At 72.4% G+C, this 23,083-nt stretch carries 22 protein-coding genes; 12 read left to right on the top strand and 10 right to left on the bottom strand.

Annotation, left to right across the window (positions count from 1 at the left end; all coding sequences use genetic code 11):
• Positions 1-62: 62 nt before the first annotated feature.
• From F3L20_RS08475 to thpD, 6 genes are all read left to right on the top strand, one after another.
• Positions 63-1,163, top strand: coding sequence for a pyridoxal-phosphate-dependent aminotransferase family protein (locus tag F3L20_RS08475; RefSeq protein ID WP_150153522.1), 1,101 nt, complete (start codon positions 63-65; stop codon positions 1,161-1,163).
• A 168-nt stretch (positions 1,164-1,331) separates the two neighbouring features.
• Entirely contained in the window at positions 1,332-1,871 is a 540-nt protein-coding gene (locus tag F3L20_RS08470) for a DinB family protein (RefSeq protein WP_150153520.1), read from the top strand.
• Positions 1,872-2,224: 353 nt separating this feature from the next.
• Positions 2,225-2,731, top strand: a complete 507-nt coding sequence (gene ectA / locus F3L20_RS08465; RefSeq protein ID WP_145825107.1) for a diaminobutyrate acetyltransferase — start codon at positions 2,225-2,227, stop codon at positions 2,729-2,731.
• A gap of 67 nt (positions 2,732-2,798) precedes the next feature.
• Entirely contained in the window at positions 2,799-4,070 is a 1,272-nt protein-coding gene (gene ectB / locus F3L20_RS08460) for a diaminobutyrate--2-oxoglutarate transaminase (RefSeq protein WP_150153518.1), read from the top strand.
• Positions 4,071-4,106: 36 nt separating this feature from the next.
• Complete coding sequence (locus F3L20_RS08455; protein WP_004932953.1) at positions 4,107-4,505, top strand: ectoine synthase; 399 nt, start codon at positions 4,107-4,109, stop codon at positions 4,503-4,505.
• A gap of 6 nt (positions 4,506-4,511) precedes the next feature.
• Positions 4,512-5,408 carry an ectoine hydroxylase gene (thpD, locus tag F3L20_RS08450; RefSeq protein WP_150153516.1) on the top strand — a complete coding sequence of 299 codons (897 nt, stop codon included), beginning with the start codon at positions 4,512-4,514 and terminating at the stop codon, positions 5,406-5,408.
• Between the two features lie 210 nt (positions 5,409-5,618).
• Here thpD and F3L20_RS08445 read toward each other — a convergent pair whose 3' ends face one another.
• The 4 genes from F3L20_RS08445 to F3L20_RS08430 form a co-directional block, all read right to left on the bottom strand.
• Positions 5,619-6,671, bottom strand: a complete 1,053-nt coding sequence (locus F3L20_RS08445) for an aminotransferase class V-fold PLP-dependent enzyme (protein ID WP_150153514.1) — start codon at positions 6,669-6,671, stop codon at positions 5,619-5,621.
• Between the two features lie 69 nt (positions 6,672-6,740).
• Complete coding sequence (locus F3L20_RS08440; RefSeq protein WP_150153512.1) at positions 6,741-7,484, bottom strand: DsbA family oxidoreductase; 744 nt, start codon at positions 7,482-7,484, stop codon at positions 6,741-6,743.
• A gap of 93 nt (positions 7,485-7,577) precedes the next feature.
• Positions 7,578-8,186, bottom strand: coding sequence for a DUF1349 domain-containing protein (locus tag F3L20_RS08435; protein ID WP_150153510.1), 609 nt, complete (start codon positions 8,184-8,186; stop codon positions 7,578-7,580).
• 47 nt (positions 8,187-8,233) lie between these two features.
• Entirely contained in the window at positions 8,234-8,830 is a 597-nt protein-coding gene (locus F3L20_RS08430; protein ID WP_150153508.1) for a hypothetical protein, read from the bottom strand.
• A 232-nt stretch (positions 8,831-9,062) separates the two neighbouring features.
• Here F3L20_RS08430 and F3L20_RS08425 point away from each other — a divergent pair, with 232 nt between their 5' ends.
• Positions 9,063-10,793 carry a sensor histidine kinase gene (locus F3L20_RS08425; RefSeq protein WP_150153506.1) on the top strand — a complete coding sequence of 577 codons (1,731 nt, stop codon included), beginning with the start codon at positions 9,063-9,065 and terminating at the stop codon, positions 10,791-10,793.
• 90 nt (positions 10,794-10,883) lie between these two features.
• Positions 10,884-11,546: a response regulator transcription factor gene (locus F3L20_RS08420; protein ID WP_150153504.1), complete on the top strand. Its 663-nt coding sequence runs from the start codon at positions 10,884-10,886 to the stop codon at positions 11,544-11,546.
• A gap of 6 nt (positions 11,547-11,552) precedes the next feature.
• On the opposite strand, the gene F3L20_RS08415 is transcribed toward F3L20_RS08420, so the two are convergent.
• Positions 11,553-13,082: an aldehyde dehydrogenase (NADP(+)) gene (locus F3L20_RS08415; RefSeq protein WP_150153502.1), complete on the bottom strand. Its 1,530-nt coding sequence runs from the start codon at positions 13,080-13,082 to the stop codon at positions 11,553-11,555.
• Between the two features lie 141 nt (positions 13,083-13,223).
• Between F3L20_RS08415 and F3L20_RS08410 the strand changes: the two genes are divergently transcribed.
• The 3 genes from F3L20_RS08410 (at position 13,224) to F3L20_RS08400 (ending at position 16,186) form a co-directional block, all read left to right on the top strand.
• Entirely contained in the window at positions 13,224-13,997 is a 774-nt protein-coding gene (locus F3L20_RS08410) for an IclR family transcriptional regulator (protein ID WP_004989734.1), read from the top strand.
• Positions 13,998-14,000: 3 nt separating this feature from the next.
• The gene (locus tag F3L20_RS08405) at positions 14,001-14,474 is read left to right on the top strand and encodes a GNAT family N-acetyltransferase (RefSeq protein WP_150153500.1); all 474 of its coding nucleotides are present in this window, start codon (positions 14,001-14,003) and stop codon (positions 14,472-14,474) included.
• Between the two features lie 254 nt (positions 14,475-14,728).
• Positions 14,729-16,186 (top strand): peptidoglycan D,D-transpeptidase FtsI family protein, encoded by a 1,458-nt coding sequence (locus F3L20_RS08400; protein ID WP_150153498.1) that lies wholly within the window; start codon positions 14,729-14,731, stop codon positions 16,184-16,186.
• Between the two features lie 52 nt (positions 16,187-16,238).
• On the opposite strand, the gene F3L20_RS08395 is transcribed toward F3L20_RS08400, so the two are convergent.
• Positions 16,239-16,835, bottom strand: a complete 597-nt coding sequence (locus tag F3L20_RS08395; protein ID WP_150153496.1) for a TetR/AcrR family transcriptional regulator — start codon at positions 16,833-16,835, stop codon at positions 16,239-16,241.
• Positions 16,836-16,921: 86 nt separating this feature from the next.
• Between F3L20_RS08395 and F3L20_RS08390 the strand changes: the two genes are divergently transcribed.
• A complete protein-coding gene (locus F3L20_RS08390; RefSeq protein ID WP_150157262.1) occupies positions 16,922-17,779 on the top strand; it encodes an SDR family oxidoreductase in 858 nt (285 codons plus the stop codon).
• Here the strand turns inward: F3L20_RS08390 and F3L20_RS08385 are convergent.
• The 4 genes from F3L20_RS08385 to F3L20_RS08370 form a co-directional block, all read right to left on the bottom strand.
• Positions 17,776-19,227, bottom strand: coding sequence for an NCS2 family permease (locus tag F3L20_RS08385; RefSeq protein WP_150153494.1), 1,452 nt, complete (start codon positions 19,225-19,227; stop codon positions 17,776-17,778). The genes F3L20_RS08390 and F3L20_RS08385 overlap by 4 nt on opposite strands.
• A 144-nt stretch (positions 19,228-19,371) precedes the next feature.
• Positions 19,372-20,442: a dienelactone hydrolase family protein gene (locus tag F3L20_RS08380; RefSeq protein ID WP_150153492.1), complete on the bottom strand. Its 1,071-nt coding sequence runs from the start codon at positions 20,440-20,442 to the stop codon at positions 19,372-19,374.
• Positions 20,439-21,551: a pectinesterase family protein gene (locus tag F3L20_RS08375; RefSeq protein ID WP_150153490.1), complete on the bottom strand. Its 1,113-nt coding sequence runs from the start codon at positions 21,549-21,551 to the stop codon at positions 20,439-20,441. The genes F3L20_RS08380 and F3L20_RS08375 overlap by 4 nt, the downstream gene beginning before the upstream one ends.
• A 90-nt stretch (positions 21,552-21,641) precedes the next feature.
• A complete protein-coding gene (locus tag F3L20_RS08370; RefSeq protein WP_150153488.1) occupies positions 21,642-22,967 on the bottom strand; it encodes a pectate lyase family protein in 1,326 nt (441 codons plus the stop codon).
• Between the last annotated feature and the right edge of the window lie 116 nt (positions 22,968-23,083).

Raw genomic sequence — 23,083 nt, 5'->3', positions numbered from 1 at the left:
TACCCTCGACGTGGTCGTACGTACCCGCGCCGCCGTGAAGCATGAGCAAAGAGAGCACAGCCGTGACGAACCTCCTTCTCGACCTGCCCCCGCTGAGCGCCGCGCGCTTCGCCTCCGTCGAGGACCGGGTGGCACGCCTGCTGGGCACCGGGCAGGACGTCGTGATCACGCAGGGCGAGGCGCTGCTGCCGCTGGAGGGCGCGATCCGCGCGGCGGCCGGGCCCGGGACGACCGCCCTGAACGTCATCACCGGCCCCTACGGGCAGACCTTCGGCGACTGGCTGCGGGACTGCGGCGCCACCGTGATCGACCTGACGGTGCCCTTCCACACCGCGGTGACGGCCGGGCAGATCCAGGACGCCTTCGCGGAGCACCCGGAGATCGACTTCGTGTCCCTGGTGCACGCCGAGGCGGCCACCGGCAACACCAACCCGGTCGCCGGGATCGGCGAGGTGGTGCGGTCGCACGGCGCGCTGTTCTACCTGGACGCGGTGGCGTCGGTCGGAGCGGAGCCGGTGCTGCCGGACGCGTGGGGGGTGGACCTGTGCGTCATCGGGGCGCAGAAGGCGATGGGCGGTCCCGCCGGGGTGTCGGCGGTCTCGGTGAGCGAGCGGGCCTGGGCCCGGATGGCGGCCAACCCGCACGCCCCGCGCCGCTCCTACCTCTCCCTCCTGGACTGGAAGGAGCGGTGGATCGACGGCGGCCGCAAGGCCCTGCTGCACGCACCGGCGCAGCTGGAGATGCTGGCGCTGGAGGCGTGCGTGGAGCGGATCGAGGCGGAGGGCCTGGAGACGGTGATGGCGAGGCACGCCTCCGCGGCGGCCGCGACCCGGGCGGGCGCGCTCGCGCTGGGCGGCGGGATCGCGCCGTACGTCCACGACGCGGCCGACGCGGCGCCCGTCGCGACGACCCTGCGGGCGCCGTCCGGCACCACGGCGTCCGAGCTGGTCGCCCGCGCCCTGGCCGCCGACCCGGACCTCCCGCTGGCGGCGGGCGGCGGCGCCCTGGCCCGCGAGATGATCCGCGTCAACCACTACGGCCCCGACGCGACCCGCGGCACGGTCCGCGCCTGCCTGACGGCCCTCGCCACGGCCCTGACCGACGCGGGCCTGCCGACCGACCTCCCCGCGGCCCTGGCGGCGGCGGAAGAAGCCTGGCAGTAACCGGCACCTCTCGTCGGGGGTGCCGTACGGCCGCGGACCCGGCGCCGACTGACGTCCCGTCCGCCCGCTGGGGCGCCCGCCGCGGATGCCCCGGCGGGCGCTGCCGGAAAGGTGCGGTGGGCCGGCGGCGGCATGGGCCTGTGACGAGCGCCGTGCCATGCTGCCCGCATGGGTGACGACGTGTCCTCCTCCGGGCCGATCACGCTGCCCGACGGACGCCCCGTGCCCCGGTTCCGCGGGGACGAGCGGGCGATGCTGGAGTCCTGGCTGGAGTACCACCGCGCGACCCTCGCGCTGAAGTGCGCGGGGCTGGACGACGCCCAGGTGCGCCTCGCGTCCGCGGAGCCGTCGGCGCTGACCCTGCTGGGCCTGGTGCAGCACCTCGCCGAGGTGGAGCGGAACTGGTTCCAGCGGATCGTCGCGGGGCGGGACGTGCCGCCGGTGTTCGACGACGTGACCGGGTTCGCGCTCGACCCGGCGCGTGGGATCGACGAGGCGCTCGCCGCCTGGCACCGGGAGATCGCCCGCGGGCAGGAGCTGACCGAGGGGCTGCCCCTGGACGGCACCGGGCTGATCACCGACGGGCCGATGGCCGGCGTCGAGGTCAGCCTGCGCTGGGTGCTGATCCATCTGATCGAGGAGTACGCACGGCACAACGGTCACGCAGATCTCCTGCGGGAGCGCATCGACGGAGTGACCGGCAGCTGAATTCCCAGGGATTATCGGAATCCCTCGCACACATACCCTCGCGACATTCTCCGGCTTATTCCCCTATTACCTTTCGGAGTAGCTTCCCGTCCTCTTCTGCCCGCTTTCCCGGACCCTAAACGCCCCAATCCGAGTGGCGGCCACCGGGCGATTCCGGGGGCCGTCACGAGAGTTACACAGATGTGACCGGTTCCACATCGCGCCCGTTTTACCACCATTTACACCGTGCATATTGGGGCATTCTGCCGACGGTTCGCGCGAACCCGCCCGTACGCGCGATAACACATGCCGCGCTCGTACGTAACCCCGACGGACGATGCAATTTTGAATTTACCTCGGTAAGTTCAATTCGCATGACTGCCGCACAAGCAGACCTGCAAATCGACCGCCCTACCGTGGCGGACGGAGCCGTGCTGTGGCGGATAGCCAGGGACTCGAAGGTTCTCGACCTGAACTCGTCGTACAGCTATCTGCTGTGGTGCCGTGACTTCGCCGCCACCTCGGCCGTCGCTCGCGACGAGCGCGGAGCACCGGTGGGCTTCATCACCGGGTACCTCCGGCCGGACAGCCCGCGCACCCTGCTGGTCTGGCAGGTCGCCGTCGACGAGACGCACCGCGGTCGCGGCCTGGCCGCCGCCATGCTCGACGGACTGGCCGCCCGGACCGCCGCGGAGCACGGCGTGGACACCGTGGAGACCACCGTGGCTCCCGGCAACACGGCCTCCGAGCGCCTGTTCACCGCGTTCGCGGAGCGTCACGACGCCCTGCTGGAGCGCGAGGTGCTCTTCGACGCCGGCCAGTTCCCCGACGGACCGCACGACCCCGAGGTTCTGTACCGCATCGGGCCGTTCGCCCTCTGACGGGCCGGCCCGCACCCTGATCTTCCGACTCCCTCTGACCTCCCACGCCACCGAGGAGCGATTCGTCGTGACCATCACCCAGCCCGACCTCAGCGTCTTCGAGACCCTCGAGTCCGAGGTACGCAGCTACTGCCGCGGCTGGCCCGCCGTCTTCGACCGTGCGCACGGCAGCCGCATGTACGACGAGGACGGCCACGAGTACCTCGACTTCTTCGCCGGAGCCGGCTCACTCAACTACGGGCACAACAACCCCGTCCTGAAACGCGCCCTGATCGACTACCTGGAGCGCGACGGCGTCACCCACGGCCTCGACATGTCGACGACGGCCAAGCGCGCCTTCCTGGAGTCCTTCCAGAACTACGTCCTGCGCCCCCGCGACCTGCCGTACAAGGTCATGTTCCCGGGGCCGACGGGCACCAACGCCGTGGAGTCCGCGCTGAAACTGGCGCGGAAGGTGAAGGGGCGCGAGGCCATCGTGTCGTTCACCAACGCCTTCCACGGCATGTCGCTCGGCTCGCTCGCCGTGACCGGAAACGCCTTCAAGCGGGCCGGCGCCGGCATCCCCCTGGTGCACGGCACGCCGATGCCGTTCGACAACTACTTCGACGGCCAGGTCCCGGACTTCCTGTGGTTCGAGCGGCTCCTGGAGGACCAGGGCTCGGGCCTCAACAAGCCGGCGGCCGTGATCGTCGAGACCGTGCAGGGCGAGGGCGGCATCAACGTGGCGCGGCCCGAGTGGCTGCGCGCCCTGGCCGAGCTGTGCGAGCGCCAGGACATGCTGCTCATCGTCGACGACATCCAGATGGGCTGCGGCCGCACCGGTGCCTTCTTCTCCTTCGAGGAGGCCGGCATCACCCCCGACATCGTCACCGTCTCCAAGTCGATCAGCGGATACGGGCTGCCGATGGCGCTCACCCTGTTCAAGCCGGAGCTGGACATCTGGGAGCCGGGCGAGCACAACGGCACGTTCCGCGGCAACAACCCCGCGTTCGTGACGGCCACCGCCGCCCTGGAGGCCTACTGGGCCGACGGCTCCGCCATGGAGAAGCAGACCCGGGGGCGCGGCGAGCAGGTGGAGCAGGCGATGATCGCCATCACCGAGGAGAACCTCGCCGACGTCAAGGAGTACCGCGGCCGCGGCCTCGTGTGGGGCCTGGAGTTCCACGACAAGGAGCGCGCCGGCCGCGTCGCCAGGCGCGCCTTCGAACTCGGTCTGCTGATCGAGACGTCCGGCCCGGAGAGCGAGGTCGTCAAACTGCTCCCCGCCCTGACCGTCACGCCGGACGAGCTGGACGAGGGCCTCACCGTCCTCGCCCGTGCGGTCCGCGAGACCGCCTGAAACACACACCCCCAGCCGAGGAGGCATCGCAACACCGTGATCGTCCGTTCGTTCAAGGAGATCGAAGGCACCGACCGGCACGTCAAGTCGGCGTCGGGAACGTGGGAGAGCAAGCGCATCGTCCTCGCCAAGGAGAAGGTCGGCTTCTCCGTGCACGAGACGATCCTGTACGCGGGTACGGAGACCGACATGTGGTACGCGAACCACATCGAGGCCGTCGTCTGCACCAAGGGCGACGCCGAGCTCACCGACCGCGAGACCGGGAAGACCTACCACATCACCCCCGGCACCATGTACCTCCTCGACGGCCATGAGCGGCACACGCTCAAGGTCAAGGAGGACTTCCACTGCATCTGTGTCTTCAACCCGCCCGTGACCGGACGGGAGGACCACGACGAGAACGGCGTCTACCCGCTGCTCACCGAGGAGGTGTGAGTCACCGTGACCACGACCACGCACGTCACCGATCTCTACCCGACCCGCGGTGCCACCGAGGTGGCCACCCCGCGCCAGGACCCGGTCGTCTGGGGCAGCCCGGACACGCCCGGCCCCGTCCCGGCGTCCGACCTCCAGGCGCTCGACCGCGACGGCTTCCTGGCCGTCGACCAGCTGATCGGCCCGGACGAGGTCGAGGTGTACAAGCGTGAGCTCGACCGGATGGTCGGCGATCCGGCGATCCGCGCGGACGAGCGCTCGATCGTCGAGCCGAAGTCCCAGGAGATCCGGTCCGTCTTCGAGGTGCACAAGATCAGCGAGGTGTTCGCGAATCTGGTGCGCGACGAGCGGGTCGTCGGCCGGGCCCGGCAGATCCTCGGCTCGGACGTGTACGTCCACCAGTCGCGGATCAACGTCAAGCCGGGCTTCGGCGCCAGCGGTTTCTACTGGCACTCGGACTTCGAGACCTGGCACGCCGAGGACGGTCTGCCGAACATGCGCACCATCTCGGTCTCGATCGCGCTCACCGAGAACTACGACACCAACGGCGGTCTCATGATCATGCCGGGATCGCACAAGACGTTCCTCGGCTGCGCCGGTGCCACGCCGAAGGACAACTACAAGAAGTCCCTGCAGATGCAGGACGCGGGGACGCCGTCCGACGAGGCGCTGACCAAGATGGCTTCGGAGTACGGCATCAAGCTGTTCACCGGCAAGGCCGGCTCGGCGACCTGGTTCGACTGCAACTGCATGCACGGCTCCGGCGACAACATCACGCCGTTCCCGCGCAGCAACGTGTTCATCGTGTTCAACAGCGTCGAGAACACGGCGGTCGAGCCCTTCGCGGCCCCGATCCGCCGCCCCGAGTTCATCGGGGCGCGGGACTTCACTCCCGTCCGGTGAGTCCGTCCCCTTGCCGGGGGTTCGGGGGTTGTCCCCCGAAAGACACAGCATCGGAGCGCGGGACTTCACTCCCGTCCGGTGACGTAGGCGCACGCGCGGTGCCCTGAGCGCGCCGTGACAACACGGCGGTGCCCTGAGCGCGCCGTGACACAGACTGCGGGCCGGGCCTCCTCGTGTGGGACAAGGAGGCACCGGCCCGCTGCCGTGCGCTCAGCCGGACAGCGCGTCCAGCAGCCGGTCCACGTCGTCGGCCGTGTTGTAGAGGTGGAAGGACGCCCGCAGGTTGCCGGCGCGGTTCGACACCTGGATGCCCGCCTCGGCCAGTTCCGGCTGCAGCCCGCCGAGCCCCGGCACCGACACGATCGGCGAGCCCGGCGCGGGCAGCGGCTCCCGGCCCAGCGAGACCAGCCCCGCGCGGAACCGGTCGGCGAGGGCGAGGTCGTGGGTGCGGACGGTGTCCACCCCGATCTCCTCGACGAGTTCGAGGGAGGCCCGCAGGCCCGCGTAGCTGAACAGCGCGGGAGTGGTGTCGAACCGCCGCGCGGAGCTGGCGAGTTCGGCGACCGGACCGTAGCAGCTGCTCCACGGGTCCTCCCCCGCGACCCAGCCGGCCTGCACCGGGATCAGGTCGCCGAAGTCCTCGGGGACGACGAGGAACGCCGCGCCGTGCGGACCCAGCAGCCACTTGAAGGTGATGCTGACGCTGTAGTCGTACGCGCCGGCCCCCACCGGCAGCCAGCCCGCGGCCTGGGAGAAGTCGACGTAGGTGCGCGCCCCGTGGGACCGGGCCGCCTCGCGCAGCGCGGGCAGGTCCGCGATCCGGCCGTCGGCGGACTGCGCGGCGCTGACCGCGACCAGCGCGGTGCCCGGCCGCACCGCGTCGGCCAGCCGCTCCAGCGGCGCGGCCCGCACCTTGAGGTCGCCGCGCGCGTGGAAGGGGTTCAGCACGGAGGTGAAGTCGTCCTCCGCGGTGAGGACTTCGGCACCCGGCGGCAGGGACGCGGCGACCAGCGAGGAGTACAGGGCGACCGTCGCCCCGGCCGCCACCCGCTCCACGGGCACGCCCGCCAGACGGGCGTAGGCGGCGCGGCAGACCTCGACGTCGGCGAACAGCGGGTCGAGCGGACGTCCCTCCGCCCGCAGCCGCGCGGCCGCGTCCAGCGCGGACACGGTACGGGCGGGCAGAAGGGCACTGCTCGCGGTGTTCAGGTAGGTGTTCTTCGGGGTGAACTCGGCACGGACGAGGCTCTCGAAGGTCTCCATGCCACCACTCTGCGGCCCCGCCGTCCCCCCGTCCATCGCGATGTTCTGCGCGGTACCCCTAAGGGACGCTTATACGTCCGCGCCGGCCTGCGGGTTCCGCCGCGGGGGCACCTCGCACCCGTCCGGACCGCAGGCCTCGGCGTCCGTGCCGCCCGTGACGAGGGTCAGCGGCGAGCGCTCGCCCCAGGCCTGGGTGAGCGCCTGGGTGAAGACCTCGACGGGCTGGGCACCGGAGACGCCGTACTTCCGGTCGAGCACGAAGAACGGCACCCCGCGCGCGCCGAGCTGCGCGGCCTCGCTCTCGTCGGCGCGGACCTCGGCGGCGTACGCCTCCGGGTCGGCGAGGACCGTGCGGGCGGCGTCGGTGTCGAGGCCGGCGGCGCCGGCGAGTTCCACGAGCCGTTCGTCGTCGCCGAACACGGACCGCTCCTCGGCGAAGTTCGCCCGGTACAGCAGGTCGAGCAGCTGCTCCTGACGGCCGTGCTCGCGGGCGAAGTGCAGCAGGCGGTGCATGTCGAAGGTGCCGCCGTGGTCGCGGCCCCGGGCGCGGTAGGGCAAGCCCTCGGCGGCGGCCTGCGCGCCCAGGTTGTCCTCGCCGGCCTCGGCCTGGGCCTCGCTCATGCCGTACTTCCTGGTGAGCATGGTGAGGACCGGCTCGATGTCGTCCTTGGCGCGGTGCGGGTCCAGCTCGAAGGAGCGGTGCACCACCTCGACGCCGTCACGGTGCGGGAAGGAGGCCAGCGCCTTCTCGAAGCGGGCTTTTCCGACATAGCACCAGGGGCAGGCGATGTCGCTCCAGATCTCGACGCGCATGGGCCGGCTCTCTCCAGGGTCGTACGGCTGCGGAGACTCCCTCCGCGAACGGATGAACGTTCAAGCAGTCGCGGACATTCCCCCGCGGCGTGCTCAGCTGCCGTCGCGCAGGTCCGGCGGCCAGTGCAGCCGGTACTCGATGTGGTCGAAGGTCACCACGCAGCCCTCCCCCGTCGGCGACTGGGTGGCGAACCCGACCAGGGCGGCCCCGGTCTCCTTCTCGTCGCCGAGGGTGAACAGGCGGACGAAGGTCCACTGCTTGCCGTCGCGCGAGGCGTGGAAGGCGAAGGCGCGTCCGGTGCGGCTCACCCGGAGCCAGAAGGAACTACCTTCCACGGTGAAGGAGTTGGCGTCGTCCGAGTGCCCCCGGGTGACCACCGTGCAGATGGTCGGCACCTTCGGGGAGTACTCCAGGCAGAGCTTGGCCCAGGCTTGTTCGCCGACGTGGACGTAGAGCACGCCCGCGTCGAAGGCGGCGCCGAAGCCGACCGTGACCCGGGCGATCAGCTGGAAGTCGCCCTCGGGCGCGCCGAGCAGCCGGGGCGCGTCGGCGGCGGACTCCAGCGATTCGCCGGTGGGCGGCACGAAGCGGTCCTGCCGCGGTCCGGCCCATCCGGTGAGGACGCCGTCCTCGTAGGCCCAGGAGCCCTCAGGGCCGTACGTCCGCAGGGGGAAGGGGAGTTCGGGTATGTCCAGGTCCATGACCGGATTCTTCCAGGCGGCGTCCCGGCCCGCGCGTGCGGTCCCGGTCAGCGTCCCTGGAAGGTGTCCAGGGCGACCGCCTGGGCGACGGCGAGCCGTAGGTCGAGGTCGGGCGCGACCACGTCGACCAGGTAGCGGTCGCGCAGCCCGGTCTTCCTGTCGACCGTCATCACCGGCTTGCCGTCCGTGGTGAAGTCGAAGTGGTACGGCCACGCGAACGGCACCAGGTCGAGCGGCAGCCAGCCCCAGGCCCGGCGCAGCACGGCCACGAACCGGTTGCGTTCACGGCCGACGGCGTCGGGCGCGCCGGGCTGCTCCAGCACCCAGGTCGAGCGCACCAGGGAGGTGAAGAACCGCTCGTGGAAGGCGCCGAGCGGCTTCCCCTCCGCGTCCAGCACGTCGAAGCCCTCGCCGGGGTCCAGCAGCGTGCGCTCCTTCACGGTGAACAGGACCTGCTGCCGGGAGGCGTCGCCGTAGAAGGTCAGCTCCTCCTTGAGCGAGAAGCGCTTCTGCTCGGCGTGGGCGAGGACCCGGCCCGCGGAGCCGTCCCGCAGCGTCTCGGTGACGACGTACCGGTCGGCCTTCAGGGTGGCCCGCTGGGTGACGGTGAAGCGTCGGCTCTTCCACGGTCCCGTTGCGTCCACTGCTGCGCTCCCCGGTGCTCGGTGGTGGGTGACGCCGGCCCGCCCCGTCCGCGTCCGGCACCGTCATCGTCGCCGTGCGGGCGGTCCGGGCACAGTCTCCGTAAGTCGCGGCCGGCAGCGACCAAAGAGGACGGGGGCGTCCGGTCGCGGGTGTTCACTTTCGTCGTACGGGGCCGCGACCGAGGGAGGATGCGGACCCCGGGGGGCCGCCCCCTAAGGTCTGCGCGTGGACATGGCACAGACTTCTCGCACCGCCCGGCCGCTGCTGTCCCGGCTGGCGGCCGCCTCCCCCTGGTCCCGCGGACGGATCGCCGGGGAGACCGCCCTCGTGCTGGTGCTCGCGGGGACCGCCGGGACGGCGTACTCCTTGGAGAGCGGGTCCGCCGCGCGGTCCTGGGCCCTCGCCGTGGCCGTCGGCGTGCTGACGCTGGTCAGGCGCTCGCTGCCCGCCACCGTGCTCGTGCTCTCGTCGGCCCTGGCCGGCTCGGTGCTCGGCACCGGCCCGCTGCTGATCTACGCGAGCTGGTCGGCGGGCAGCCGCATCGGACGCCCCTGGCACGCGGTGGGCGCCTACGCCACCGGACTGGTGCTGTACGCCGCCGGCGCCCTGCTCGGCGACGGGGGCGAGGAGGCGCTGGAGTTCTCGCTGCTGCTGACGGCGGCGCTCAGCGCGGGCCCTTATCTGGTGATGGCGGTCGTGCCGGGGCTCGCCTCGCGGTACCGCGCCCAGCGCCGGGACCTGCTCGACGCGCTGCGCCGGCACAACGTGCAACTGGTGCGTGAGCAGGCGATGGTGGCCCGGCAGGCGCGGCTGCTGGAACGGCAGCGCATCGCCCAGGACATGCACGACAGCCTCGGTCACCAGCTCGCCCTGATCGCCGTGCACGCCGGGGCGCTGGAGGTGGACCCCGAGCTCGGCGACCGCCACCGGGAGGGCGTCGGCATCCTCCGGGAGGCCGCCCGGGCGGGGATGCGGGAACTGCGCGAGGCCGTCGGCATCCTGCGCGACGACGCGGACGAGCCGCCCGCGTCCGGACCCGGCCCCGGCCCGGAGGCCGCGGGTGCGCCGCCCGCCCGGGGCGCGGCGGGGCTCGACGCGCTGGTCGCGTCCTCGCGGGGCGCGGGTGTCCCGGTGGAGCTGCGCCGCTCGGGGACCGCGCGGCCGCTCGCGCCGGCCGCCGACCACGCGGTGTACCGCATCGTCCAGGAGGGCCTGACCAACGCGCACAAGCACGCGCCGGGCGCCCCGATCACCGTGGAGCTGCGCCACGAACCGGACAGCCTGGTGGTCGAGGTGGCCAACGGGCCGGTCCCGGCCGGGGTGCCCGCGGCGCCGCCCGCGATCAGCGGGGGCCAGGGCCTGGCGGGACTGCGGGAGCGGGCCCGGCTGGTCGGCGGCATGGTGCACAGCGGTCCCGCGCCCGACGGCGGGTTCCGCGTCGCGGGTGTCCTGCCCTACGGCGACGGGTCGGCGCCCGCCGGGCGGAAGGACGCGACGTCCGTCGCTCCGGCCGGCGACTTTCGGGGGCAGAGCGGGCGGGGTGCCGCGGGCGACGGTGGGGCGGACATCGACCGCTTCGATCCGCAGAAGGAGTACGCCGCCATCATGAGCACCAAGAAGAACGTCGCCCTGGGGTGCGCCCTCGTCGCCGTCGTTCTCGTCGCCGGCACCGCCGCCCTGCTGGTGTGGGGGGTGGGCAAGCTGATCGACGAGGTGGAGAAGGGCGTCATACCGGCGAGCGTGTACGACTCCGCCCGCATCGGCGACGCCGAGGCGGACCTGCGCGAGGAGTTCCCGGACGGGGACTCCCTGCTGACCGACGGGGTGGAGAAGCAGGGCCCGCCGCTGCCCGAGGACGCGGTCTGCGAGCACTTCGTGGACGAGGACGAGGACATCGTCTACCGGTTCTGCTTCCGCGACGGGAAGCTGGTGGCCAAGGAGTCCTACCCGCACGAGATCTGACGGACGGCCGGCCCCGGCACGGCGGCGGGATCGGGCATGATGGCAGGGCTTCGCCCTCAGCCGTCCCACCGACACCGCGCAGGAGGCCGCGTGATCCGGGTCCTCGTCGCCGACGACGAGCCGCTCATCCGGGCCGGCATACGGATGATCCTCACCTCGGCCGACGACATCGACGTCGTCGCCGAGGCGCGCGACGGCCGGGAGGCCGTGGAGACGGCGCGCGCCACCGCGGTCGACGTGGCGCTGCTGGACATCCAGATGCCGGTGATGGACGGACTGACCGCGCTGGCCGAGATGGGCCGGGCCGCGCCGGGGGTGCGGGTGCTGATCCTGACCACGTTCGGGGAGCGGGAGAACGTGCTGCGGGCGCTGGGCCACGGCGGTGCGGGCTTCCTGCTGAAGGACTCCGCGCCGCAGGAGCTGATCCACGCGGTCCGCGCGGCGGCGGCCGGCAACGCCTACCTCTCCCCGGCCGCCACCCGGCACGTGGTGGACACCCTCGCCTCCCCCGCCGCGACCGCGCGCGGCGAGGAGGCACGCCGCCGGCTGACCGGCCTCACCGAGCGGGAGCGCCAGGTGCTGGCCCTGCTCGGGGAGGGCCTGTCCAACGCGGACGCCGGGGCCCGGCTGCACATGAGCGAGGCCACGGTGAAGACGTACGTCAGCCGCATCCTGACCAAGCTGGACTGCGACAACCGGGTGCAGGCCGCGCTCCTGGCCCGCGACGCGGGCCTGGAGCCGACCGGCGGGTGAGCGGGGTCAGCGCTCCAGGCGGCCGTTGAACCGGCGGGGCAGCCCGAGCGGGTTGTCGTCCCTGAGCTCCGGGGGCAGCAGCGCCTCCGGGGTGCCCTGGTAGACGACGGGCCGCAGCCAGCGCTCGATGGCCGTGCCGCCCACCGACGTGGACGTGGAGGTCGTCGCCGGGTAGGGGCCGCCGTGGTGCTGGGCCGGGGCGACGGCGACACCCGTCGGCCAGCCGTTCACGAGCACGCGTCCCGCGAGGGGCGTCAGCTCCCGCACCAGTTCGGCTCCGCTGCCGTGTCCCGCCGCCTCCTCGGAGGACAGCTGCACGGTCGCCGTGAGGTTACCGGGGAGCCGGGTCAGCACCGCCCGCACCTCGGCCTCGTCCGTGTAGCGGGCCACGACGGTGACCGGCCCGAAGCACTCCTCGATCAGCAGGTCGTGGTCGCCCTCGCGGGTCAGCCGCTCGGCCGGGACGGTGAGGAAGCCGGCGCTGACGGTGTGGTCGCCGCCCGCGCCCGCCGTCACGGGGGACTCCACGTCCGGCAGTTGGGCGCGCTCGGTGACCCCGGCGAGGAAGTTGTCGCGCATGCGGTGGTCGAGCAGTACGCCCGGGTCGGTGTCGCTGACGGCGTCCGTGAGGGACTTCAGCAGCGCGTCGCCGGCCGCGGAGGCGGGGGCGAGGACCAGGCCGGGCTTCACGCAGAACTGGCCGACGCCCAGCGTCATCGAGCCGGCCAGCCCGGCGCCGATGGCCTCGCCGCGCTCGGCGGCGGCGGCCTCGGTGACGACGACCGGGTTCAGCGAGCCCAGTTCGCCGTGGAAGGGGATGGGGACGGGCCGGGCGGCGGCCGCGTCGAAGAGGGCCCGGCCGCCGCGGACGGAGCCGGTGAAGCCGGCCGCCGCGACCCGCGGGTGCCGGATGAGCTCCAGGCCGGCCTCGAAGCCGTGCACCAGGCCGAGCACTCCGTCGGGGACCGCGTGCCGGGCTGCGGCCCGCCGGATCACCCGGGCGACCAGTTCCGACAGGGCGGGGTGGTCGGGGTGGGCCTTGACGACGACGGGGCAGCCGGCCGCGAGCGCGCTCGCGGTGTCGCCGCCGGCCACGGAGAAGGCGAAGGGGAAGTTGGACGCCGAGTAGACGGCGACCACGCCCAGGGGGATCTTGTAGCGGCGCAGGTCCGGGATCGGCGGGGTGGCGGTGTCGTCGGGGTGGTCGATGACGACGTCGAGGAAGGCGCCCTCCTCGACGATGCCGGCGAAGGCGCGCAGCTGGTAGCAGGTGCGGGCGAGTTCGCCGGTGAGCCGGACCGGGCCGAGCGCCGTCTCGGCGTCGGCAGCTTCGACGAGCCGGTCGCGGGCGGCCTCCAGTTCGTCGGCGGCGGACCGCAGGAAGGCGGCGCGGACGGTGCGGTCGGTCAGCGCCTCGCGCGCCTCCTCGGCGGCCCGGACGGCGGCGTCCACCTCCTGGGCTGTGGCCTCCACCGCAACCTGCTCACGCTGCTTCCCGGTTCGGGGGTCGACACTCCAGACTGGTGCTGCTGCCACCGCGGGTCCCTCCACTTGAATGCCGCATGCAATGCCGCAGTATGTACGTCGTCCACGGGAGTGTTCGATATACTGAACACCGTCTCTGTGGATGAATGCGCTTCGGAGACTATTTCCCGGCGAACGAAGGGGTCAAGGGCGATGTCGGCTGGCGAGACAGGCGGCGGGGCGCAGGTCAAGTCCGCGGTGCGGACCGTTGAACTGCTCGAATACTTCGCCGGGCGCCCCGGGATGCACTCCCTGGCGGCGGTCCAGGAGGCCGTCGGCTACCCCAAGTCCAGCCTGTACATGCTGCTGCGCACGCTGGTCGACCTCGGCTGGGTGGAGACGGACGCGACGGGCACCCGGTACGGCATCGGCGTGCGGGCGCTGCTGGTCGGCACGTCGTACATCGACGGGGACGAGGTCGTCGCGGCGGCCCGGCCCACGCTGGACCGGCTCTCCGACGACACCACCGAGACCATCCATCTGGCGCGCCTCGACGGCACCAACGTCGTCTACCTCGCCACCCGCCAGTCCCAGCACTACCTGCGCCCCTTCACCCGGGTCGGCCGCCGGCTGCCCGCCCACTCGACGTCGCTGGGCAAGGCGCTGCTGAGCACGTACACGGACGAGCAGGTGCGCAAGATGCTCCCCGAGACCCTGCCCGCGCTCACCGAGAACACCATCACCGACCGGGAGAAGCTCATCGAGGAGCTGCACCAGGTGCGGGAGCAGGGCTTCGCCGTGGACCGCGAGGAGAACACGCTGGGGCTGCGCTGCTTCGGTGTGGCGATCCCCTACCGCACGCCCGCGCGGGACGCCATCAGCTGCTCGGTGCCCGTCGCCCGGCTCACCCCGGCGCACGAACAGATGGTGAAGGACGCCCTGTTCGACGCCCGCGACCGGCTGACCCTGGCCACCCGGAGGCTCTGACCCGTGGACGTCGCCCTGCGCCCGGTGCACGACAGCGACCTGCCCGTCTTCTACCGGCAGATGAACGACCCGGAGGCGCTGCGCATGGCCGCCTTCACCCCGGAGGACCCCGCCGACCGGGACCGCTTCGACGCCCACTGGGCGCACATCCGCAGCTCGCCCGGGATCGTGGCGCGCACCGTCCTCGCGGACGGCGACGTGGTGGGGACGGCGTCCGTCTACGGCGAGGCGGGCGAGCGTGAGGTGACGTACTGGATCGACCGCGCCTGTTGGGGCAAGGGCATCGCCACGGCCGCGCTGCGCGCCCTGCTGGCGGAGGTGACCGACCGTCCGCTGTACGCGCGCGTGGCCGAGGACAACGCGGGCTCGCTGCGGGTGCTGCGCAAGTGCGGCTTCGAGGTCACCGGGAAGGCCAGGGCGTACGCGCCGGGGCGGGGTGCGGAGACCGACGAGCTGGTGCTCGGACTGGAGCGCTGACCCACCCCGCGGGGGTGCTCGCGGGACCGGTGATCCCAGGACGCCGGGTCGGACGGCTCACCCAGGGGCGCGGGGAACCGCGCGCCGAGCCCTCACCGACCCGCACCCGCGGCGGGCCCGAACGCGACGGGTGTGCCTGGTCCCGCGCGGCGGGGTGAGCGGGCTCACGCCCGGCGGAGGGCCGTATGAACAGCCGATGAGAATTCGGGCGGACGGGAACGCTCCGCCCCCTCCCGCTCGTCTGTCCGGACGCGATGAACAGGACCATCAGGCGTGCCTCCGTCTTCACCCTGCTCCTGGTGCTCGCCCTGCTGGTGCGGGCGACCTGGGTGCAGTTCTACGAGGGCCGGGCACTGGCGGACGACAAGGACAACCGGCGCAACGCGATCGAGACGTACGCGGAGCCGCTCGGGAACATCGTCGTGGGCGGTGAGGCGATCACCGGCTCGGCGCGGACGAAGGGCGGCGACCTCGCGTACAAGCGCACCTACACGAACGGACCGCTGTACGCGGCGGTGACGGGCTACGCCTCGCAGGCCTACGCCCCGACCCAGCTGGAGGGCATCTACGCGGACCTGCTCAACGGCACCGACACCCGGCTGAAGACGGTGATGGACACCGTCACCGACCGGCGGGCCGGCCCGGGGAACGTGGTGACGACGATCGACCCGGCGGTGCAGAAGGCGGCGTACGAGGCGCTCGGCGACAAGAAGGGCGCCGCGGTGGCCATCGACCCGGAGACGGGCCGGATCCTCGCCGCGGTGTCCACCCCGTCGTACGACCCGACGGCGCTGACCGACGCGAACACCGCGGGTGAGGCCTGGACGCGGCTCAACGCGGACAAGGACAAGCCGCTGACCAACCGCGCGCTGCGCCAGCCCCTGCCGCCGGGCTCGACGTTCAAGCTGGTCGTGGCGGCGGCCGCGCTGGAGGACGGCCTGTACGCGTCGGTGGACGCCCCGACCGACAGCCCCGATCCCTACCCGCTGCCGGGCACGAGCAGGGACCTCGGCAACGAGAACCCGTCCGCGCCCTGCGAGAACGCCTCGATCCGGGTCGGGCTGCAGTACTCCTGCAACAACGTCTTCGGGAAGATGGCCGTCGACCTGGGGCAGGACAAGGTGCGGGCGATGGCGGAGAAGTTCGGCTTCAACGACGAGAAGCAGGACGTGCCGGTGCGGGCCTACCCGAGCGTCTACCCCTCGGACATGGACAAGGCGCAGACCGCGCTCAGCGGCATCGGCCAGTTCGACGTGACGGCGACGCCGCTGCAGATCGCGATGGTCTCCGCGGCCCTCGCCAACGGCGGTGAGCTGATGTCGCCGCACATGGTGTCCCGGGTGACCGACAGCGGCGGCGACGTGCTGGAGGACCACGACGAGGACGCGTCGGCCCGGCGGATCGTCAGCGGGTCGACCGCCGAGCAGCTCCGGTCGGCGATGGAGACGGTGGTCTCGGAGGGCACGGGCACCAACGCGCAGATCTCCGGCGCCACGGTGGGCGGCAAGACCGGCACGGCGCAGCACGGCGAGAACAACAGCAAGACGCCGTACGCCTGGTTCACCTCGTACGGCGAGTCGGACTCGAACGGCAGGAAGGTCGCCGTGGCGGTCCTGGTCGAGCAGTCCGACGCGGCCCGCTCGGAGGTCAGCGGCAACGGCCTGGCGGCCCCGATCGCCAGGGCAACGATGAAGGCAGCCCTCCACGACTGACCGCCGCACAGCGCCGGGCCGCCCTCCGACTTCCGGGGACGGCCCGTCCGCGTCAGCGGAGCCGGCCGAACGCGAGATCGGCGTCGGCCACCGCCTCGGGGTGGACGTCCCCCGCGGTCCGGCCGCCGGCGATCCGCTGCCAGTTGGCGCGGGCGAGGACCTGGAGAACGGCGAGCGCCTGGGCGGCCCGCAGGCGCGCCTCGATCCCTTCGCCGAGGGCGTCCGCCAGTGCCTCCTCGTCCTCCAGCCGGTACCGCGCGAGGCGTCCGGCGAGGCTCGGGGTGCCGAACACCAGCCGGTGGAAGGCGACCACCTCGGGGTGGTCGTTGAGGCCGGTGACGGGGTCGCGCCGGTCGAGTCCGGCCCGGAAGTGCCGGTGCAGTGCCGTCATCGGCTCCTCGCCGGGAGCGCGGTCGCGGACGACCCGTGCGGCCTCGCCCTGGTGGTCCTTGAACCGGTGCAGCACCAGGTCTTCCTTGGTGGGGAAGTACCGGAAAAGGGTCGGCTTGGAGATCTCGGCCGCCGCGGCGACATCGTTCACCGAGACGCGGTCGAAGCCGTGTTCCAGGAACAGCGAGACGGCCGCGTCGGCGATCGCGTCGCGCGTCCGCTGCTTCTTGCGGGCGCGCAGTCCCGTCGGCTCGTGCATGCACCCACCGTAACATTTCTTACTCAGTTGCTTTTTTAACCGAGTAACGTTTTCATGGCGGCATGCATCCCACGAACACTCCTCCCGTGCTGGTGACCGGGGCGACGGGCCGGATCGGCCGCCTGGTCGTCGGCCGGCTGCTCGACGCGGGCGTACCGGTCCGCGCCCTCGTCCGCCGCCCGGACGCGGCGGCGACGCTTCCCGCGCAGGCCGAGGTCTTCACCGGCGACCTCACCGAGCCCGAGTCCCTGGATCCGGCGCTGACGGGCGCGGGTGCCGTCTTCCTCGTCTGGACGGCTCCGCCCGACACCGCGGCGGCGGTCGTCGAACGCCTGGCGGCCCGGGTACGGCGGGTCGTCTTCCTCTCCTCCCCGCACCGGACTCCGCACCCCTTCTTCCAGCAGCCCAACCCCATGGCGGATCTGCACGCGCACGTCGAACGGCTGATCGCGGCGGCCGGGCCGGAGGCGACAGTTCTCCGGCCCGGCATGCTCGCGTCGAACGCGCTGGCCTGGTGGGCACCCGCGATCCGCGCCGGCCAGACCGTCCGGTGGCCCTACGGGGCCGCCGAGACGGCGCCGGTCGACGACCGGGACGTCGCGGCCGTCGCGGCGCGCACGCTGTACGACCCTGACCTCGCCGGAGGTGACCATGTGCTCACCGGCCCCGAGTCGATGACCCAGGCCGCGCAGGTACGGGCCGTCGGGGAGGCCCTGGGACTCCCGGTCCCCTTCGAGGAGATGACTCCGGAGGAGTTCCGCCGCCTGTCGGACGGCAGCGCGCCCGGCGCGGTGGTGGACATGCTGCTCGGCGCGTGGAACGCGGCGGTCGGACGGCCCGCCCACGTGACCACCGCCGTTGCCGACCTCCTCGGTGAGGCGCGGACGTTCCGCCGCTGGGCCGCCGACCACGCCGCCGCGTTCCGGCCGGCGGCCTCCTACTAGCCCACGCCCAGGAGCTGTTCGATCGGGTCGATGGCGAAGTAGACGAGGAACAGTGCCGCGGTGCCCCACAGCAGCCAGTGGACCTCCTTGGCGCGGCCCAGCACCGTCTTGATCAGGACGTAGGCGAGGAAGCCGGCGCCGATGCCGTTGGTGATGGAGTAGGTGAACGGCATCACGGCGATGGTGAGGAACGCCGGGACGGCGATCTCGTAGCGGTCCCAGTCGATGTGCTTGACCTGGGTCATCATCAGGAAGCCGACCGCGACCAGCGCGGGGGCCGCCGCCTGCAGGGGGACGATGGTGAGCAGCGGGGTCAGGAACAGGGCGAGGCCGAACAGGGAGCCGGTGACCAGGTTGGCGAAGCCGGTACGGGCGCCCTCGCCGACGCCGGCCGCCGACTCGATGTAGGAGGTCGCCGACGAGGCGGAGGCGGCGCCGCCCGCGACGGCCGCGGCGCCGTCGATGAGCAGCACCTTGCCGAGGCCGGGCACCTTGCCGTCCTCGTCCAGCAGGCCGGCCTCGGCGCTGACGCCGACGACGGTGCCCATGGTGTCGAAGAAGTCGGACAGGATCAGGGTGAACACCAGCAGCACGACGGTGACCACGCCGATCTGGCCGAACGCGCCGAACAGGCTGAACTGGCCGAGGAGACCGAAGTCCGGGGCGTCGACGACCTTGTCGGGCCACTCGGGAGTGGTCAGGCCCCAGGTGTCGACGTCGGCGAACGCGTTGACGACGAGCGCCACCACGGTCATGGTGACGATGCTGATGAGGATGGCGCCGCGCACCTTGCGGGCGACCAGTCCGACGGTGAGCAGCACGCCGACGCAGAACACCAGCATCGGCCAGCCGGTGAGGGTGCCGGTGCCGCCCAGCTGGACCGGCACGGTGGTGTTCGCGGCGTCGGGTATGCGGGTGACGAACCCGGCGTCGACGAAGCCGATCAGGGCGATGAACAGTCCGATGCCGACACTGATCGCCTGCTTCAGCGGCTGCGGGATGGCGTGCATGACGGCCTCGCGCAGCCCGGTCACCACGAGGACGCAGATGAGCAGACCCTCCAGCACGATCAGACCCATCGCGTCGTCCCAGCTCATCAGCGGGGCGATCTGATAGGCGACGACCGCGTTGAGTCCCAGCCCGGCGGCCAGGGCGAGGGGCAGGTTGCCGCCGACGCCCATGATGATCGTCATCACGGCGGCCACCAGGGCGGTGGCGGTGGTGAGCTGCACCGGGTCGAGCTGCTCACCGAACTTGTCCTTCGCGCCGCCCATGATCAGGGGGTTGAGCACGAGGATGTACGCCATCGTGAAGAAGGTGGCGAAGCCGCCGCGTATCTCCCGGCCGAACGTCGAGCCCCGTTCGGTGATCCGGAAGAACCGGTCGACACCCGTCACCGTGGACGGCCCGGCGTCCTGCCGTGCGGCCGTCTTCTGTGCCTCGGACATGCAACTGCTCCTCGATGAGCGGGAGATGATGATCTGCTGAACGCTGGCTGGATTGTGCCCGTGCCGTACGTCGTTCCGGTGTGCTTCGTGTGACGGATTGGCATACCGGCGGGCCGGACACCGTCCGGCCCGTCGCACGGGGCGTCACGCGTGCGGCGCGGAGTCCAGCCAGGCGTACAGCTCGTCCTGCATCGGGGAGCCGAAGGTGTGGCCGTGCTCGGGCCAGACCCGCAGCCGCAGCCGCTCCTCGGCGCCCCAGGCCCGCCAGACCGTGCGCAGCCTGGCGTACGCGTGACGCACCCCGTCGGCGGGGAAGTGGGGGTCGCGGGCGCCGTGGAAGAACAGCATCGGCTTGGGGGCGGCGAGGCTCGCCACATCGGGAATGTCCAGGTGGCGGGCGAGTCCGGGGTGCAGCATGTGGAAGGCCGACTGGCCGCGCAGGGTGTTGTTGCCGGGCACCGTCATCTGCTTCAGCCCGGTCATCCAGCACACGCTCGCCGCGGCCGTCACGTGGTCGCTGAGCGCGGCGGCCTGCCAGGCGCGGTAGCCGCCCATGGACCAGCCGGCGGTGGCGACCCGGCGGGCGTCCACCCGGTCGAGCCCCGCGAGGAAGGCCGCGGCGCGCTGGTCCTCGCGGGCGTGCAGTCCGGCGAGGGAGGAGCCCAGATTGTAGAGGGTGCTCGCGAGCGCCTGCTGCTCTTCGTATACGAGCGGACCGCGTTCGCCCCAGCCGAGCGCGTCGAGACAGAGCACGACGTGGCCGCGGCGGGCGAGTTCGTCGCCGGGGAACCGCCCGTCGAAGTGGCGCCCGGCCCACTCCTCGGCGGAGGCCAGCCGGATGTCGTCGTACCAGGGCCGTACGCACTTCTCCTTGCCGATGTCGAACCGGGATCCGTGGTCGTGCAGCAGCAGGACCGCCGGGAAGGGGCCGGGGCCGTGCGGGGTGAGCAGGGCGCCGCGGACCCGGGTGCGGCGGGTGAGGGAGACCTCCACCAACTCCCGCGCGTAGCCGTCGCCTTCCGGGCCCGCGATGTGCACGGGGTCGTACGGCGTGGTGGGTTCGGACGGTACGACGAGCAGGCCCTCGACCGTGGCCCGGGCCGCCCGGCGCCAGCGCGCGAGGTCGCGGACGGGCGAGGTGCCCCAGGCGAGCGGGAACGTCAGGTCGTCCTTGAGCGCGTCGAGCAGGCCGGGCGGTCCGGGCACGGAGGTCATGCCCGGGACCGCCGGTCGCCGAGGTAGGCCCGAGGGGTGTGCGCCGCAGCCTGGGCCGGGGTGAGCTGTGGCCGGTTGGCGGGGACCGTGACCACCGCGCCGGCGCCGGTGTTGCGGTACTCGGCGAACCGCTGGTCCTGCCAGGGGTGGCCGCTCGCCATGTCCGTGTAGGGCGCCACGGCGTCGATGCCCGCGCCGAGTCGTGTCTCACGGACGGTGAGCATGGGCCGGGCCGTCGGATCGGAGCTGGGCACCCAGGGGCGGGCCAGCTTGTAGTGGCCGTCGGGAGCCTGGCTGGTGATCCGGCTGTGCGTCACCAGGAAGCCGCGCGGGTTGGCCCCGGCGGTGGAGGGGGCGAAGACGAAGCCGTGAGGGGCGGAGGTGAGGTCGGGGCGGGTCAGCGTGTGGAACCGGCACCGCTCGAAGACGGCGGTGGCCCGGCCGAAGACGAAGTCGACGTCCCCCTCGGCGTAGCAGTGGGCGAAGTACTGGCGGGCGACGGTGTCCGGGGAGGCCGAGTCGGCGTAGAGGGTGTCCTGGTGGCCGAGGAACCGGCAGTGCAGGAAGGCGCTGCGGTCACCGGTCACCTTGACGGCGACGGCCTGGGTGCCGCTGATGCCGGGGTGGTCGGCGCGCAGCCAGTCGTTGGCGAAGGTGATCCGGCGTGCGGTGAAGCCGTCGGGGCGCAGGGTGGTGGTGGCGGAGCCCGAGGTCCCGTAGGTGCCGGAACCGTCGGGTTTCGGGGTGCCGGCCGCGTTGTCGTACACGACGACCACGTCACCAGGGTCCTCGGAGGCGCCGATCCAGGTCATGTCCGTGCGGTCTGCGGGGACGGAGACCGTCTCCCGGTAGACGCCGGGGGCGAGGACGAGCGTGCGTCCGGGGCCGGTGGCAGCGTCGACGGCCGCCTGGACGCCGGTGAAGTCACCGGCGCCCTCGGGGTGGACGTACAGGGTGGAGCGGGTGAGCCGGGCGGAGGGCGAGCCGTGGCGGCCGAACGCGGCGCGGGGGCGGCGGGCCGCCTGTGCGGGAGCGGCGGCCGACGCGAGTGCGGAGCCGGCCGCGGCGCCGGCCAGCAGGATGTTCCTCCGGGACAGGTGCGCAGGCATGCGGGTGCTCCTTCGGGGGACTTGTGGTGGGGGTCGGTGCGGTCCGCTGTGGGGGCGGACCGCACCAGCGTCCCGGCGGGACGGGCGACGTCAGCCGAGGCGGCCGGCGCCCGCGCCGAGGTGGACCAGGGCCGGGACGGCCCAGGCGGGGTGCACGGCGGCGCGCAGGGTGGGCGTCCAGCCCGCGCCGGAGCGCAGGGTCTCCTCGGGGATCCGCGCGTTGTGGACGGCGATCAGGTCGACGGGCCTGCCGTTGACCAGGTTGTGCCGGGCGGTGAGCGGCGAGTCGTTCCAGCGCTTGAGGACCTTCGCCGGGCTGATGCCCCGGGGCAGGGTGAACGCGTTGTGCTCGGCGACGAGTTGGGACTCCTTGCCGATACCGAAGCTGTAGCCGTAGCCGGAGCCGGCCTTGAAGTGGTTGTTGTAGACGTCGACCTGGCCGAAGCGCACGCGCGGTGTCCGCTCGGTGAGGTCCGAGAACAGGTTGTGGTGGAAGGTCACTTTCAGCTTGCCGCGGTCGTCCACGGCGGTGGACTCGCTGTCGCTGTTGCCGATGAGGATCGTCTTGTCGTGCTCGGTGAAGACGTTCCAGGAGGCGGTGACGTGGTTCGCGCCCCGCACGATGTCCAGTTCGCCGTCGTGCTGCTGGTAGAGCATGCCGAAGTGGACCGGGGCCGCGCTGTCGGGGTGCGAGCCGTCGGTGAAGGTGTTGTGGTCCAGCCACACGTGGGTGGAGCCGTACACGACGACGGTGTCGTACTCGGAGTTCCAGTTGCCCCGGTCGCCGTCGGTGGGGTCCCACTGCGGGAAGCAGTCGACGGGGCTCTCCAGGGTGAGGTTGCGGACGATGACGTTGTCCACGCCCTTGATCTGCAGGCTGGCGCCCTTGATCGCGGCGTTCCGGCCGACGCCGATGATCGTGGTGTTGGAGGGGACGTTCACCTTGATCACCACGTCCTGCCGGGCGGCGGAGGAGCGGCGCAGGCCTTCGGGGCTGTCGTCGGGCTCGTCGCTCAGGTCCCGGTCCAGGCCCCAGGTCTCGGGGGCGTACGCCTCCAGGTAGGCGTCGAAGTCGTAGCCGGGTGCGGCGAGCGCGTCGCAGCCGGCGGCGACGGCGTCGACCGTGCCCTTCACCTTGATGATCCTCGGGGCGTCCCCGCCCTCCGCGAGGGCCGCGGTGAACTGGGCCCAGTCGGTCACGGTGCGGACCTGCGCGGTACCGGCGGCGGCGCCTCCGGTGGTGCCGGTGCCGTACGAGGCCCAGCCGTCGCCCGCGGGCAGGGTCTGGCGGGCGGGGTCGCGGTGCGCGGGCGTGCGGGCCTGCGCGGCGGTACCGGTCAGGGTCAGCACGAGGGCGGTGCAGCCGGCCAGCACACCGGCTCTTCTGGCATGCCCATGCCATACACGTCCGTTCATGGTGCGGCTCTCCTTGAGTGACATGAGCGCCCCTTCAGGGGCGCGGGGAACTGCGCGCCCGGCCAGGGACGGCCGGCGGCCGGAAACCCACCGGCCGCCCCCAACCGGATGCAGCA

The sequence above is a fragment of the Streptomyces tendae genome (genome assembly GCF_008632955.1).
Lineage (GTDB): Bacteria > Actinomycetota > Actinomycetes > Streptomycetales > Streptomycetaceae > Streptomyces.
This window is presented reverse-complemented; position numbering and strand designations above follow the sequence as displayed.